The 15304-nt window shown below is 39.5% G+C and carries 13 protein-coding genes and 1 other annotated feature; of the genes, 12 read left to right on the forward strand and 1 reads right to left on the reverse strand.

Annotation, left to right across the window (positions count from 1 at the left end; translation table 11 throughout):
• Positions 1-6 precede the first annotated feature (6 nt).
• The 10 genes from secG (at position 7) to prsA (ending at position 9286) form a co-directional block, all read left to right on the forward strand.
• Positions 7-240, forward strand: a complete 234-nt coding sequence (gene secG, locus UKS_RS04475) for a preprotein translocase subunit SecG (protein ID WP_000282517.1) — start codon at positions 7-9, stop codon at positions 238-240.
• Between the two features lie 100 nt (positions 241-340).
• On the forward strand, positions 341-2695 hold the full coding sequence (gene rnr / locus UKS_RS04480) for a ribonuclease R (RefSeq protein ID WP_156011962.1): 2355 nt from the start codon (positions 341-343) through the stop codon (positions 2693-2695).
• Complete coding sequence (gene smpB / locus UKS_RS04485; RefSeq protein ID WP_001051750.1) at positions 2658-3125, forward strand: SsrA-binding protein SmpB; 468 nt, start codon at positions 2658-2660, stop codon at positions 3123-3125. The genes rnr and smpB overlap by 38 nt, the downstream gene beginning before the upstream one ends.
• Before the next feature lie 14 nt (positions 3126-3139).
• The gene (gene tehB / locus UKS_RS04490) at positions 3140-4000 is read left to right on the forward strand and encodes an SAM-dependent methyltransferase TehB (protein WP_156011963.1); all 861 of its coding nucleotides are present in this window, start codon (positions 3140-3142) and stop codon (positions 3998-4000) included.
• 119 nt (positions 4001-4119) lie between these two features.
• Positions 4120-4308, forward strand: coding sequence for a type II toxin-antitoxin system HicA family toxin (locus UKS_RS04495; RefSeq protein WP_156011964.1), 189 nt, complete (start codon positions 4120-4122; stop codon positions 4306-4308).
• 27 nt (positions 4309-4335) lie between these two features.
• A complete protein-coding gene (locus UKS_RS04500; RefSeq protein ID WP_156011965.1) occupies positions 4336-4713 on the forward strand; it encodes a type II toxin-antitoxin system HicB family antitoxin in 378 nt (125 codons plus the stop codon).
• A 78-nt stretch (positions 4714-4791) separates the two neighbouring features.
• A complete protein-coding gene (locus UKS_RS04505; protein ID WP_156011966.1) occupies positions 4792-5745 on the forward strand; it encodes a competence protein CoiA in 954 nt (317 codons plus the stop codon).
• Between the two features lie 18 nt (positions 5746-5763).
• A complete protein-coding gene (gene pepF / locus UKS_RS04510) occupies positions 5764-7566 on the forward strand; it encodes an oligoendopeptidase F (RefSeq protein ID WP_156011967.1) in 1803 nt (600 codons plus the stop codon).
• A 1-nt stretch (position 7567) separates the two neighbouring features.
• Positions 7568-8281 (forward strand): O-methyltransferase, encoded by a 714-nt coding sequence (locus UKS_RS04515; RefSeq protein ID WP_156011968.1) that lies wholly within the window; start codon positions 7568-7570, stop codon positions 8279-8281.
• A gap of 66 nt (positions 8282-8347) precedes the next feature.
• Positions 8348-9286: a peptidylprolyl isomerase PrsA gene (gene prsA, locus UKS_RS04520; protein ID WP_156011969.1), complete on the forward strand. Its 939-nt coding sequence runs from the start codon at positions 8348-8350 to the stop codon at positions 9284-9286.
• A 35-nt stretch (positions 9287-9321) separates the two neighbouring features.
• On the opposite strand, the gene UKS_RS04525 is transcribed toward prsA, so the two are convergent.
• Complete coding sequence (locus UKS_RS04525; RefSeq protein WP_156011377.1) at positions 9322-10578, reverse strand: ISL3 family transposase; 1257 nt, start codon at positions 10576-10578, stop codon at positions 9322-9324.
• Between the two features lie 289 nt (positions 10579-10867).
• On the opposite strand from UKS_RS04525, the gene ftsW reads away from it, so the two are divergent.
• Positions 10868-12091, forward strand: coding sequence for a cell division peptidoglycan polymerase FtsW (gene ftsW, locus UKS_RS04530; protein WP_156011970.1), 1224 nt, complete (start codon positions 10868-10870; stop codon positions 12089-12091).
• A gap of 24 nt (positions 12092-12115) precedes the next feature.
• Positions 12116-14812, forward strand: a complete 2697-nt coding sequence (gene ppc, locus UKS_RS04535; RefSeq protein WP_156011971.1) for a phosphoenolpyruvate carboxylase — start codon at positions 12116-12118, stop codon at positions 14810-14812.
• A gap of 96 nt (positions 14813-14908) precedes the next feature.
• Positions 14909-15126: a binding site (T-box leader), on the forward strand.
• Positions 15127-15304: the final 178 nt, after the last annotated feature.

Consider the following 15304-nt stretch of genomic DNA (forward strand, 5'->3'; position numbering starts at 1 on the left):
TTTGATATGTATAACCTATTATTAACCATTTTATTAGTATTATCTGTTGTGATTGTGATTGCAATTTTCATGCAACCAACCAAAAACCAATCCAGCAATGTATTTGATGCCAGCTCAGGTGATTTGTTTGAACGCAGTAAAGCACGCGGTTTTGAAGCTGTCATGCAGCGTTTGACAGGGATTTTAGTCTTTTTCTGGCTAGCCATTGCCTTAGCATTGACGGTATTATCAAGTAGATAAGAAAATAATGGGCAGGACTAGGTCTTTGCCTCTTTTTATTTTTAAATGATATTTGAGAAGGTTTTACAGTAAAAGAAAATAAAAAATCTAGAAAGAAAATATGAAAGATAGAATAAAAGAATATTTACAAGACAAGGGGAAGGTGACTGTCAATGACTTGGCTCAGGCTTTGGGAAAAGACGGTTCCAAGGATTTTCGTGAGTTGATTAAAACCTTGTCCCTAATGGAAAGAAAGCACCAGATTCGCTTTGAAGAAGATGGGACTTTGACTTTGGAAGTCAAGAAAAAACACGAGATTACTCTCAAGGGGATTTTTCATGCTCATAAAAATGGCTTTGGCTTTGTCAGCCTAGAAGGCGAGGAGGACGACCTTTTTGTAGGAAAAAATGATGTCAACTATGCTATTGATGGTGATACTGTTGAGGTCGTGATTAAGAAAGTCGCTGACCGCAATAAGGGAACAGCAGCGGAAGCCAAAATTATTGATATCTTAGAGCACAGCCTGACAACTGTTGTCGGTCAAATAGTTCTGGATCAGGAAAAGCCCAAGTATGCGGGTTACATCCGTTCGAAAAATCAGAAAATCAGTCAACCGATCTATGTTAAGAAACCAGCCCTTAAACTAGAGGGAACAGAAGTTCTCAAGGTTTTTATCGATAAATACCCAAGCAAGAAACACGATTTCTTTGTCGCTAGTGTGCTGGACGTGGTAGGACACTCGACTGATGCTGGGATTGATGTCCTTGAGGTTTTGGAGTCTATGGATATTGTATCCGAGTTTCCAGAAGCTGTTGTCAAGGAAGCAGAAAGTGTGCCTGATGCTCCGTCTCAAAAGGATATGGAAGGTCGTCTGGATCTAAGAGATGAGATTACCTTTACCATTGATGGTGCTGACGCCAAGGACTTGGACGATGCAGTTCACATCAAGTCTTTAAAAAATGGAAATATCGAACTCGGAGTTCACATCGCAGATGTTTCTTACTATGTGACTGAGGGTTCTGCCCTTGACAAGGAAGCTCTTAACCGTGCAACTTCTGTCTATGTGACAGACCGCGTGGTGCCAATGCTTCCAGAACGACTGTCAAATGGAATCTGCTCTCTCAATCCCCAAGTTGACCGCCTGACCCAGTCTGCCATCATGGAGATTGATAAACATGGTCGTGTGATTAATTACACTATTACACAAACAGTTATCAAGACAAGCTACCGGATGACCTACAGTGATGTCAATGATATCCTAGCTGGAGACAAGGAAAAGAGACAAGAATATCAGAAAATTGTTCCAAGTATCGAACTCATGGCTAAGCTCCATGAAATTTTAGAAATCATGCGTGAGAAACGTGGAGCTCTCAATTTTGATACCAGCGAAGCTAAGATTTTAGTAGATAAACAAGGTAAGCCTGTTGATATCGTTCTTCGTCAGCGTGGTGTTGCCGAGCGTATGATTGAGTCCTTTATGCTGATGGCTAATGAAACAGTTGCCGAGCATTTTAGCAAGCTGGATTTGCCTTTCATCTATCGTATCCATGAGGAGCCAAAGGCTGAAAAGGTTCAGAAGTTTATTGACTATGCTTCGAGTTTTGGCCTGCGCATTTATGGGACTGCCAGTGAGATTAGCCAGGAGGCCCTCCAAGATATCATGCGTACTGTTGAGGGAGAACCTTATGCAGATGTATTGTCCATGATGCTTCTTCGCTCTATGCAGCAGGCTCGCTATTCGGAGCACAATCACGGACACTATGGACTAGCGGCTGACTATTACACTCACTTTACTAGCCCGATTCGTCGTTATCCAGACCTTCTTGTTCACCGCATGATTCGGGACTACGGCCGTTCTAAGGAAATGGCAGAGCATTTTGAACAAGTGATTCCAGAGATTGCGACCCAGTCTTCCAACCGTGAACGTCGTGCCATTGAGGCTGAGCGTGAGGTCGAAGCCATGAAAAAGGCTGAGTATATGGAAGCATACGTGGGCGAAGAGTACGATGCGGTTGTATCAAGTATTGTCAAATTCGGTCTCTTTGTTGAATTGCCAAACACGGTTGAAGGCTTGATTCACATCACTAATTTGCCTGAATTTTATCATTTCAATGAGCGTGATTTGACTCTTCGTGGGGAGAAATCGGGTACAACCTTTCGTGTAGGTCAGCAAATCCGTATCCGAGTTGAAAGAGCCGACAAGATGACTGGTGAAATTGACTTCTCTTATATTCCAAGTGAGTTTGATGTGATTGAAAAAGGCTTGAAACAGTCTAATCGTAATGATAGAGGGCGTGGTTCAAGTCGTCGTTCAGATAAGAAGGAAGACAAGAGAAAATCAGGGCGCTCAAATGATAAGCGCAAGCATTCACAAAAGGACAAGAAGAAAAAAGGTAAGAAACCTTTTTATAAGGAAGTAGCTAAGAAAGGAGCCAAGGATGGCAAAGGGCGAGGGAAAGGTCGTCGCACAAAATAAAAAGGCGCGTCACGACTATACAATCGTAGATACGCTAGAGGCAGGAATGGTCCTGACTGGAACTGAAATCAAGAGTGTACGAGCTGCTCGAATCAATCTCAAGGATGGCTTTGCCCAAGTAAAAAATGGGGAAGTCTGGTTGAGCAATGTTCATATCGCTCCTTACGAAGAGGGCAATATCTGGAACCAGGAGCCAGAACGTCGTCGAAAACTCTTACTCCATAAAAAGCAAATCCAAAAATTAGAACAAGAGACCAAAGGGACAGGAATGACGCTGGTTCCCCTGAAAGTCTATATCAAAGATGGCTATGCTAAACTTCTTTTAGGTCTTGCTAAAGGGAAGCATGACTATGACAAGCGGGAGTCTATCAAACGTCGTGAGCAGAATCGCGATATTGCGCGCGTGATGAAAGCAGTCAACCAGCGATAAAAAGAGGAATGAAGATGGAAAAACTAGTTGCCTATAAACGCATGCCTTTGTGGAATAAACAAACTATGCCTGAGGCTGTTCAGCAAAAGCACAATACAAAAGTTGGGACTTGGGGCAAGATTACTGTTTTGAAAGGAACTCTCAAGTTTATTGAGTTGACAGTAGATGGTGAGGTTCTAGCTGAGCACCTCTTTGAGGCAGGAGCTGACAATCCCATGGCGCAACCGCAAGCCTGGCACCGAGTGGAGGCAGCCACAGATGATGTGGAATGGTACTTAGAATTTTATTGTAAACCTGAGGATTATTTTCCTAAGAAATACAATACCAATCCGGTTCATTCAGAAGTTCTAGAGGCAATTCAGACAGTAAAACCAGGGAAAGCCTTGGATTTGGGCTGTGGTCAAGGCCGTAATGCACTCTTTTTAGCCCAGCAAGGTTTTGATGTGACAGCTGTGGATCAAAATGAATTATCTCTTGAAATCTTGCAAAGCATTGTGGAGCAGGAAGCCTTGGATATGCCTGTTGGTCTTTACGATATCAATTCAGCCAGTATTGGGCAAGCGTATGATTTCATCGTCTCGACAGTGGTTTTGATGTTTTTGCAAGCAGACCATATTCCTGCAATTATCAAAAATATGCAGGAGCACACCACAGTCGGTGGTTACAATCTTATCGTCTGTGCCATGGACACAAAGGATTATCCTTGCTCAGTGAACTTCCCATTCACCTTTAAAGAAGGGAAATTGGCAGACTATTACAAGGACTGGGAATTGGTTAAGTACAATGAAAATCCAGGCCATTTGCACCGTCGTGACGAAAATGGCAATCGTATCCAACTACGCTTTGCAACCTTACTAGCTAAGAAAATCAAGTAAACATGAATGAAGATTAGGAAATTTCCTGATCTTTTTTCTTTTTTTACGAATAGATAAGATAGAAGAATTGACAAAAATACGCATTATAAGTATAATTTTAGATAGAAAGGTGACCATAAATGTCAATCACAGGTAAGGAAATGGTAAAATTAGCTCTTGCAAATGGATGGATTGAAGTTCGTAAGAGAGGAAGTCATCATCATTTTAAGAAAGAAGGGGTCTCCTATTTTGTCACTATTCCAGTTCACGGTAATGAGGATTTAGGAAAAGGCCTAGAGAGAAAAATATTAAAAGATTTGGGATTGTAGTTGATTTGGAAATTGTGGAGGTGTATTATGCTAAAATCTTATCCTGCTATTTTTCATAAAGAAGGAACTGGGTATTGGGTTGAATTTCCTGAATTTGGAGGCGGAACAGAAGGAGCAACGATTGAACTTGCAATGAAAAACGCTCGGGAAATGCTTGAGAGTGTTTTAGCTTCTTATATTGATGAAGGACTGGCTCTGCCTACTCCTAGTGATATTTCTATGTTGAAAGCTCCTGATGGATTTGTGACTTTGATTCAGGCCAATCCCTTGCCTTTTGTAAAGAATAATAAAGCGATTCGAAAAAATGTTACGGTTCCAGAGTGGCTAGTCAGACTTGCAGATCGTGAGAAAGTGAACTATTCTGAAGTGTTGACACAAGCTCTTGAAAGTCGCTTGCAACTCTAAAATTGTAGAGTGATAAAGATTAGGAATTTTCCTGATCTTTTTTCTTTTTTACGAATAATACAGAAAAGGAGGGAAATCATGTTTGTTGCGAGAAATGCTAGGGGACAGCTGGTAAATGTGTTAGAGAATAAGCTTGAGAAGGAAGAATACACCTGCCCAGCTTGTGGAGGTCAGCTCCGTTTGCGTCAAGGTCCAAGTGTCCGGATCCATTTTGCTCATAAATCCCTAAAAGATTGTGATTATTCCTTTGAAAATGAAAGTCCAGAACACTTGGCAAATAAGGAAGTCCTCTATCACTGGTTGAAAAAAGAGGCAGAGGTGCAATTAGAATCCCCTCTTCCAGAGCTTAAACAGATTGCGGATGTATTTGTAAATGGCAATCTAGCTTTAGAAGTTCAGTGTAGTCCCTTGCCTCAAAAACTTCTTAAAGAGCGAAGTGAGGGCTATCGTAGTCAAGGTTACCAAGTACTGTGGTTGCTGGGTCAAAAACTGTGGCTCAAGGAGCGTTTGACTAGTCTGCAAGAAGGTTTTTTATACTTCAGTCAAAACATGGGCTTTTATGTTTGGGAAGTAGACAGTGAAAAACAAGTTTTAAGACTCAAATATCTCATCCACCAGGATCTCCGAGGTAAACTCCATTATCAAATCAAAGAATTTCCCTATGGTCAAGATAGTCTACTGGATATATTACGTTTTCCCTATAAGAAACAAAAACTATCTCATTTTACAGTTTATCAAGATAAGGACATCTGTCGCTATATCCGGCAACAATTGTATTATCAAAATCCTTTTTGGATGAAAGAACAAGCAGAAGCCTATCAGAAGGGAGAAAATCTCCTAACTTATGGGCTAAAAGAATGGTATCCACAAATTCGACCTCTAGTGGGTAAATTTTTCCAGATTGAACAAGACTTGACTAGCTATTATCAGCATTTTCAAACCTATTACCAAGAAAATTATCAAAATGATTGGCAAAACCTTTATCCACCAGCTTTTTATCAGCAATATTTCTTTAAAAATATGGTAAAATAGAAAGGATGGAGGAATCTAATGGTATTACAAAGAAATGAAATAAATGAAAAAGATACATGGGATCTATCAACGATCTACCCAACTGACCAGGCTTGGGAAGAAGCCTTAAAAGAGTTAACAGAAAAACTGGAGACAGTAGCCCAGTATGAAGGCCATCTTTTGGATAGTGCGGATAGCCTACTCGAAATTACTGAATTTTCTCTTGAAATGGAACGCCAAATGGAGAAGCTTTACGTTTATGCTCATATGAAGAATGATCAGGATACACGTGAAGCCCAGTACCAAGAGTACTATGCCAAGGCCATGACTCTCTATAGCCGGCTAGACCAAGCCTTTTCATTCTATGAACCTGAATTTATGGAAATCAGTGAAAAGCAGTATGCTGAATTTTTAGAAGCTCAACCAAAATTACAGGTTTATCAACACTATTTTGATAAGCTTTTGCAAGGCAAGGAACACGTTCTTTCACAACGTGAAGAAGAATTATTGGCTGGAGCTGGGGAAATCTTTGGGTCGGCAAGTGAAACCTTCGCTATCTTGGACAATGCGGATATTGTGTTCCCTTATGTCCTAGACGATGATGGAAAGGAAGTTCAGCTCTCTCACGGGACTTATACACGTTTGATGGAGTCTAAAAACCGTGAGGTACGTCGTGGTGCTTATCAAGCTCTTTATGCGACTTATGAGCAATTCCAACATACTTATGCCAAAACTTTACAAACCAATGTTAAGGTCCAAAACTACCGTGCCAAAGTTCGCAACTACAAGAGTGCTCGTCATGCCGCCCTTGCAGCGAATTTTGTTCCAGAAAGTGTTTATGACAATTTGGTAGTAGCAGTCCGCAAGCATTTGCCCCTCTTGCATCGTTACCTTGAGCTTCGTTCAAAGATTTTAGGAATTTCAGACCTCAAGATGTACGATGTCTACACACCGCTTTCATCTGTTGAATACAGTTTTACTTACCAAGAAGCTTTGAAAAAAGCAGAAGATGCCTTGGCAGTCTTGGGTGAGGATTACTTGAGCCGTGTTAAACGTGCCTTCAGTGAGCGTTGGATTGATGTTTACGAAAATCAAGGCAAGCGTTCTGGGGCCTATTCTGGTGGTTCTTACGATACAAATGCCTTTATGCTCCTCAACTGGCAGGACAATCTAGACAATCTCTTTACCCTTGTCCATGAAACAGGTCACAGTATGCATTCAAGCTATACTCGTGAAACGCAGCCTTATGTTTACGGAGATTATTCTATCTTCTTAGCTGAGATTGCATCAACTACCAATGAAAATATCTTGACGGAGAAATTATTGGAAGAAGTGGAAGACGACGCAACGCGCTTTGCTATTCTCAATAACTTCCTAGACGGTTTCCGAGGAACAGTTTTCCGCCAAACTCAATTTGCTGAGTTTGAACATGCCATCCACCAAGCAGACCAAAATGGAGAAGTCTTGACAAGCGATTTCTTAAATAAACTCTACGCAGACTTGAACCAAGAGTATTATGGTTTGAGTAAGGAAGACAATCCTGAAATCCAATACGAATGGGCACGCATTCCACACTTCTACTATAACTACTATGTATACCAGTATTCAACTGGCTTTGCAGCAGCCTCAGCCTTGGCTGAAAAGATTGTTCATGGTAGTCAAGAAGACCGTGACCGCTATATCGACTACCTCAAGGCAGGTAAGTCTGACTATCCACTTAATGTCATGAGAAAAGCTGGCGTTGATATGGATAAAGAAGAATACCTCAACGATGCCTTTGCAGTTTTTGAACGTCGTTTGAATGAGTTTGAAGCCCTTGTTGAAAAATTGGGATTGGCATAAGATGGTTGAATCGTATAGTAAAAATGCCAACCATAACATGCGTCGTCCTGTCGTTAAGGAAGAAATTGTGGACTTGATGCGTCAGCGTCAAAAGCAAGTCACAGGCTCTTTGAAAGAATTGGAAGACTTTGCCCGCAAGGAAAATATTCCCATTATTCCCCATGAAACGGTAGCTTATTTCCGTTTTCTCATGGAAACTATGCAACCTAAAAACATTCTGGAAATTGGGACGGCTATCGGGTTTTCAGCCCTCTTGATGGCAGAACACGCACCAAATGCTAAGATTACAACTATTGACCGTAATCCTGAGATGATCGGCTTCGCCAAGGAAAATTTTGCTCAGTTTGACAGTCGTAAGCAAATCACACTCTTAGAAGGAGATGCGGTAGATATCTTATCTACACTGACAGAATCCTATGATTTCGTTTTTATGGATTCTGCCAAGTCTAAATACATCGTCTTTCTGCCAGAAGTCCTCAAACATTTGGAAGTTGGAGGTGTGGTTGTCTTGGATGATATTTTCCAAGGTGGTGATGTTGCCAAGGATATCATGGAAGTCCGTCGTGGCCAGCGAACTATATACAGAGGCCTTCAAAGACTATTTGATGCAACCTTAGATAATCCAGGCTTCACTGCAACATTAGTACCTTTGGGGGACGGTATTCTCATGCTTCGTAAAAATGTAGCAGATGTTCAATTGCCTGACAGCGAATGATTTTCAGAAAAATTTAAGAAAATATAGTAAAATAGATAGGGTAACACTTATCTCAAAGGAGTAGACATGAAGAAAAAACTATTGGCTGGTGCCATTACACTATTATCAGTAGCAACTTTAGCAGCTTGTTCGAAAGGTTCAGAAGGGACAGACCTTATCAGCATGAAAGGGGATGTCATCACAGAACATCAATTTTATGAGCAAGTGAAAAGCAATCCTTCAGCTCAACAAGTGTTGTTGAACATGACCATCCAAAAAGTATTTGAGAAACAATACGGTTCAGAAGTAGATGACAAAGAAGTCAACGATACTATTGCCGAAGAAGAAAAACAATATGGTGAAAACTACCAACGTGTCTTGTCACAAGCAGGAATGACTCTTGAAACACGTAAAGCTCAAATTCGTACAAGTAAATTGGTTGAGTTGGCAGTTAAGAAGGCAGCAGAAGCTGAATTGACAGATGATGCTTATAAGAAGGCCTATGACGAGTACACTCCTGATGTGACTGCTCAAATCATTCGTTTGGACAATGAAGACAAAGCTAAAGAAATTCTTGAAAAAGCTAAAGCTAGTGATGCAGATTTTGCTCAATTAGCCAAAGATAATTCAACAGATGAGAAAACTAAAGCGAACGGTGGAGAAATCACTTTTGATTCTGCTTCAACAGAAGTACCAGATCAAGTTAAGAAGGCAGCTTTCGCTTTAGATGTAAACGGTATTTCTGATGTAATTAGCGTTACTGGAACACAAGCCTACAGCAGCCAATATTACATTGTGAAACTGATTAAGAAAACAGAAAAATCATCTAATATCGATGACTACAAAGAAAAATTAAAAACGGTTATCTTAACTCAAAAACAAAACGACGCAGCATTTGTTCAAAGTATTATCGGAAAAGAATTGCAAGCAGCCAATATCAAGGTTAAAGATCAAGCCTTCCAAAATATCTTTACCCAATATATTGGCGGTGGAGATTCAAGCTCAAGCAGTTCTTCAAAAGAATAAAAGGCTCTTTGTCAACTGTAGTGGGTTGAAGTCAGCTAAGCTCGAGAAAGGACAAAATTCGTCCTTTCTTTTTTGATGTTCAGAGCGATAAAAATTCTTTTTTTGAAGTTTTCAAAGTTCCGAAATCCAAAGGCGTTACGTTTGATAAGTTTGATGAGATTATTGGTCGCTTCCAATTTTGCGTTGGAATAAGGTAATTGAAGAGCGTTGATGATTTTCTCTTTGTTCTTTAGAAAGGTTTTAAAGACAGTCTGAAAAATAGGATGAACCTGCTTTTGATTGTCCTCAATGAGTCCGAAAAATTTCTCAGGATCTTTGTTCTGAAAGTGAAAAAGCAAGAGCTGATAGATCTGATAGTGGTGTTTTAAGTCTTCTGAATAGCTCAAAAGCTTGTCTAGAATCTCTTTATTGGTCAAGTGCATACGAAAAGTAGGGCGATAAAAGCGTTTATCACTCAATTTACGACTATCCTGTTGGATGAGTTTCCAGTAGCGCTTGATAGCCTTGTATTCATGAGATTTTCGCTCAAACTGATTCATGATTTGGACACGCACACGACTCATAGCACGACTAAGATGTTGCACAATGTGAAAGCGATCAAGTACAATTTTAGCACACGGAAAAAGCTGTTTAGCCAAGTCATAGTAGGGACTAAACATATCCATCGTAATGATCTTCACTCGACATCGGACGGTTCGATCATATTTAAGAAAGTGATTTCGAATGATAGCTTGTGTTCTACCTTCAAGAACAGTGATGATATTGAGCTTATCAAAATCTTGCGCAATGAAACTCATCTTTCCCTTAGTGAAGGCATACTCGTCCCAGGACATAATTTCAGGAAGACGAGAAAGATCATGCTTAAAACGGAAGTCATTGAGCTTGCGAATAACAGTTGAAGTTGAAATGGACAGCTGATGAGCAATATCGGTCATAGAAGTTTTTTCAATCAATTTTTGCGCAATCTTTTGGTTGATGATACGAGGGATTTGATGATTTTTCTTTACTAGAGGAGTCTCAGCCACCATCATTTTTGAGCACTGATAGCACTTGAATCGACGCTTTTTCAAGAGAATTCTAGTAGGCATACCGGTCGTTTCGAGGTAAGGAATCTTAGACGGTTTTTGAAAGTCATATTTCTTCATTTGACTTCCACAATTAGGACAAGATGGAGCCTTATAATCCAATTTAGCGATGATTTCCTTGTGTGTATCCCTATTGGTGATATCTAGAATCTTGATGTTTGGGTCTTTAATATCGAGCAGTTTTGTGATAAAATGTAATTGTTCCATATGAATCTTTCTAATGAGTTGTTTTGTCGCTTTTCATTATAGGTCATATGGGACTTTTTTTCTACAACAAAATAGCTCCATAATATCTATAGGGGATTTACCCACTACAAATATTATAGAGCCGAATAAAACAGAAAAGAGCCAAGCGCTCTTTTTCTTATGAGAAAATCTTCTATCTTAAGGGTAAGAGTTTTTTTCTTTCGGAAAAAATGGTATAATAGCAATCAAAACTAGAAAATAAACGGAATTTGGGAATAATTTCTTTTGTTCTCATTAGATTGGTGATACTATGAAGATTAGTAAGAGGCACCTATTAAACTATTCTATTCTAGTTCCTTACTTACTTTTATCAATTTTAGGTTTGATTGTAGTCTACTCTACAACCAGTGCCATTCTCATCGAAGAAGGTATAAGTGCCTTGCAATTGGTTCGAAGTCAGGGAATGTTTTGGGTATTTAGTTTAATATTGATTGCCTTGATATATAAACTGAAACTGAACTTTTTAAGAAAAGAACGACTTTTATTTATTGTCATGCTTGTTGAGTTGATTCTCTTAGCTCTGGCTCGCTTAATTGGTACACCAGTCAATGGAGCCTATGGTTGGATTTCAGTAGGTCCTTTGACCATTCAGCCAGCTGAGTATTTGAAGATTATCATCGTCTGGTACTTGGCCCAACGTTTTTCAAAACAACAGGATGAAATTGGTATTTACGACTTTCAAGTTTTAACTAAAAATCAATGGATTCCTCGAGCTTTTAATGATTGGCGCTTTGTCCTACTAGTCATGATAGGCAGTTTGGCTATTTTCCCAGATTTGGGGAATGCTACTATCTTAGCTCTGGTCGCCTTGATTATGTATACAGTTAGTGGGATTGCTCATCGTTGGTTTATAGCCTTTATCGGTATATTGGTAGGAGTTTCAGCCCTATCCTTATCAGCTATTTCTATGATTGGGGTTGATAAGTTTTCAAAAGTTCCAGTATTTGGTTACGTTGCTAAGCGTTTCAGTGCCTACTTTAATCCCTTTGCTGATTTGGCAGGAGCTGGTCACCAACTTGCAAATTCCTACTTTGCCATGGTAAATGGTGGTTGGTTTGGTTTAGGCTTAGGAAATTCAATCGAAAAACGTGGTTATTTACCAGAGGCCCATACAGATTTTGTATTTTCAATTGTTATTGAAGAGTTTGGATTTGTGGGAGCCAGCTTGATTTTAGCACTTGTCTTTTTCCTGATTTTGCGAATCATCCTAGTCGGTATTCGTGCTAAAGATCCCTTTAATTCCATGATGGCGATTGGGGTTGGGGGGATGATGTTGGTACAGGTCTTTGTCAATATCGGTGGAATTTCTGGTATTATTCCTTCGACAGGAGTAACCTTCCCCTTCTTATCACAAGGGGGAAACAGTCTTCTGGTCTTGTCTGTAGCCATCGCCTTTGTCTTAAATATTGATGCAAGTGAAAAACGTGCCCAATTATATGACGAGTTAGACGCTCATTCATCAAACAATATGTAGAGTTGATAGTGGAAAGGATTACCTATGTCTCTTCAAAAATTAGAAAACTATAGTAATAAAGCTGTCGTGCAAGAAGAAGTATTGATTTTAACAGAATTGTTAGAAGATATTACTAAAAACATGCTTGCTCCAGAAACTTTTGAAAAAATCATGCAGTTGAAAGAATTGTCAACTCAAGAAGATTATCAAGGTTTGAACCAATTAGTTACTAGTCTGACAAATGATGAAATGGCTTATATTTCACGCTATTTCTCTATTTTGCCTCTTTTGATTAATATTTCAGAAGACGTGGATTTGGCCTATGAAATCAATCATCAAAATAATATCGATCAAGATTATCTTGGGAAATTATCAGCAACAATCAAAATGGTTGCAGAAAAAGAAAATGCGGTTGAAATTCTAGAACACTTGAATGTTGTCCCTGTTTTGACAGCCCATCCAACACAAGTGCAACGTAAGAGTATGTTGGATTTGACCAATCATATCCACACCCTCTTGCGTAAGTACCGTGATGTGAAATTAGGCTTGATTAATAAGGAAAAATGGCATAATGATCTCCGCCGTTACATTGAGATTATTATGCAGACAGATATGATTCGTGAAAAGAAATTGAAAGTAACCAATGAAATCACGAATGTTATGGAATACTACAATAGTTCATTCCTGAAGGCAGTTCCTCATTTGACTGCTGAGTACAAGCGTCTGGCAAAAAAACACGGCTTGGAGTTGAAACATCCAAAACCAATTACCATGGGCATGTGGATTGGTGGAGACCGTGATGGGAACCCTTTTGTTACAGCAGCTACCTTGAAACAATCTGCTATGACTCAGTGTGAAGTCATCATGAACTACTATGATGAAAAAATTTACCAACTTTATCGTGAATTCTCCCTCTCAACCAGTATTGTCAATGTGAGCAAGCAAGTCAGAGAAATGGCGCGTCAATCCAAGGATAACTCGATCTACCGCGAAAAAGAGCTGTATCGTCGTGCCTTGTTTGATATTCAATCAAAAATCCAAGCAACCAAAACCTATCTCATTGAAGATAAGGAAGTTGGAGATCGCTATGAAACAGCCAATGATTTTTATAAAGATTTAATTACCATTCGTGATTCCCTCATGGAAAATAAGGGTGAAGCACTGATTTCTGGTGATTTTGTTGAGTTGATTCAGGCAGTTGAAATTTTTGGTTTCTATTTGGCATCTATTGACATGCGTCAAGATTCTAGTGTTCATGAAGCTTGTGTAGCTGAACTATTGAAATCAGCAGGAATTCATTCTCATTATAGCGAACTCAGTGAAGAAGAAAAATGCAAGCTTCTTTTGAAAGAATTAGAGGAAGATCCACGAATTCTTTCTGCCACTCACGTTGAAAAATCAGAGTTACTTGAAAAAGAATTAGCTATCTTTAAAGCTGCTCGTAAATTGAAAGATAAGTTGGGAGATGATGTTATTCGTCAGACTATCATTTCACATGCGACAAGTGTATCTGATATGCTAGAATTGGCTATCTTGCTAAAAGAAGTAGGGTTAGTTGATAAAGAAAGAGCCCGTGTCCAAATTGTTCCCCTCTTTGAAACAATTGAAGACTTGGACCACTCAGAAGAAACCATGAGAGAATACCTTTCTCTTCCTCTTGCTAAGAAATGGATTGCTTCACGTAATAACTACCAAGAAATCATGCTTGGTTACTCTGATAGTAATAAAGATGGTGGCTACCTATCATCCTGTTGGACCCTCTACAAGGCTCAACAACAATTGACTGCTATTGGAGATGAATTTGGCGTTAAGGTTACCTTCTTCCATGGCCGTGGTGGGACTGTCGGACGTGGTGGTGGACCAACTTATGAAGCCATCACTTCTCAACCACTCAAGTCTATCAAGGATCGTATCCGCTTGACGGAGCAAGGAGAAGTAATTGGGAATAAATACGGTAACAAAGACGCAGCTTACTATAACCTTGAAATGTTAGTATCTGCAGCCATTAACCGTATGATTACGCAGAAGAAGAGCGATACCAACACCTCAAATCGTTATGAAGCCATTATGGACCAAGTAGTGGACCGTAGTTACGATATCTACCGTGATTTGGTCTTTGGAAATGACCATTTCTATGACTATTTCTTTGAGTCCAGTCCAATCAAGGCTATCTCAAGCTTTAATATCGGTTCTCGTCCAGCAGCTCGTAAGACCATTACAGAAATTGGCGGCCTACGTGCTATCCCTTGGGTATTCTCATGGTCGCAAAGTCGCGTCATGTTCCCTGGCTGGTATGGGGTTGGTTCAAGCTTCAAGGAATTCATTGATAAAAATCCAGAGAATATCGCTATCCTACGAGATATGTACCAAAACTGGCCTTTCTTCCAATCGCTTCTTTCAAATGTCGACATGGTCTTGTCAAAATCAAATATGAATATTGCTTTTGAATATGCCAAACTTTGTGAGGATGAAGAAGTAAAAGCAATCTATGAGACTATTTTAAATGAATGGCAAGTTACCAAGGAAGTTATCTTGGCTATCGAAGGTTATGATAAACTTTTGACTGAAAATCCATATCTAAAAGCGAGTTTGGATTACCGTATGCCTTACTTTAATATTCTTAACTATATCCAGTTGGAGTTGATTAAACGTCAACGTCGAGGAGAATTATCAAGCGACCAAGAAAAATTAATCCATACAACCATCAACGGAATTGCGACAGGATTGCGTAATTCAGGCTGATACCCACTAAACCTCCTCTTTTATATAGGGGAGGTTTTTGAATAGTTCAAAAAAATGCTAAAAGAGTCTTGACAAGTAGTTGAAAAATGATATAATTTAACCATTCAGAAAAGTAATCATACAAACTTTTTAGAGAGTCTGTGGTAGCTGAAAACAGATAAGTGATGATGATGAAAATTGGGCTGAATGTTATGTAGAATTTGAAATCATAAAAATTCGGTGAGCACACCTTACAGTGCATCTCGTTATTGCGAGACAGAGCGATAGGGAATTTCCCTATAATTGAGGTGGTACCGCGCATCGACGTCCTCACACAAGATTTTTGTGTGAGGACTTTTTTGATGGAGGTTAGTATGGAAAGAAAACGATGGCGTCGCTTGTTTATGCTCAATGAAAATCAAAGTACAAACTAGGAAGCTAGCCGCAGGCTGCTCAAAACACTGTTTTGAGGTTGTGGATAGAACTGACAGAGTCAGTATCATATACCTACGG

It is taken from the genome of Streptococcus sp. 116-D4 (assembly GCF_009731465.1).
Classification (GTDB): Bacteria; Bacillota; Bacilli; order Lactobacillales; family Streptococcaceae; genus Streptococcus; species Streptococcus pseudopneumoniae_E.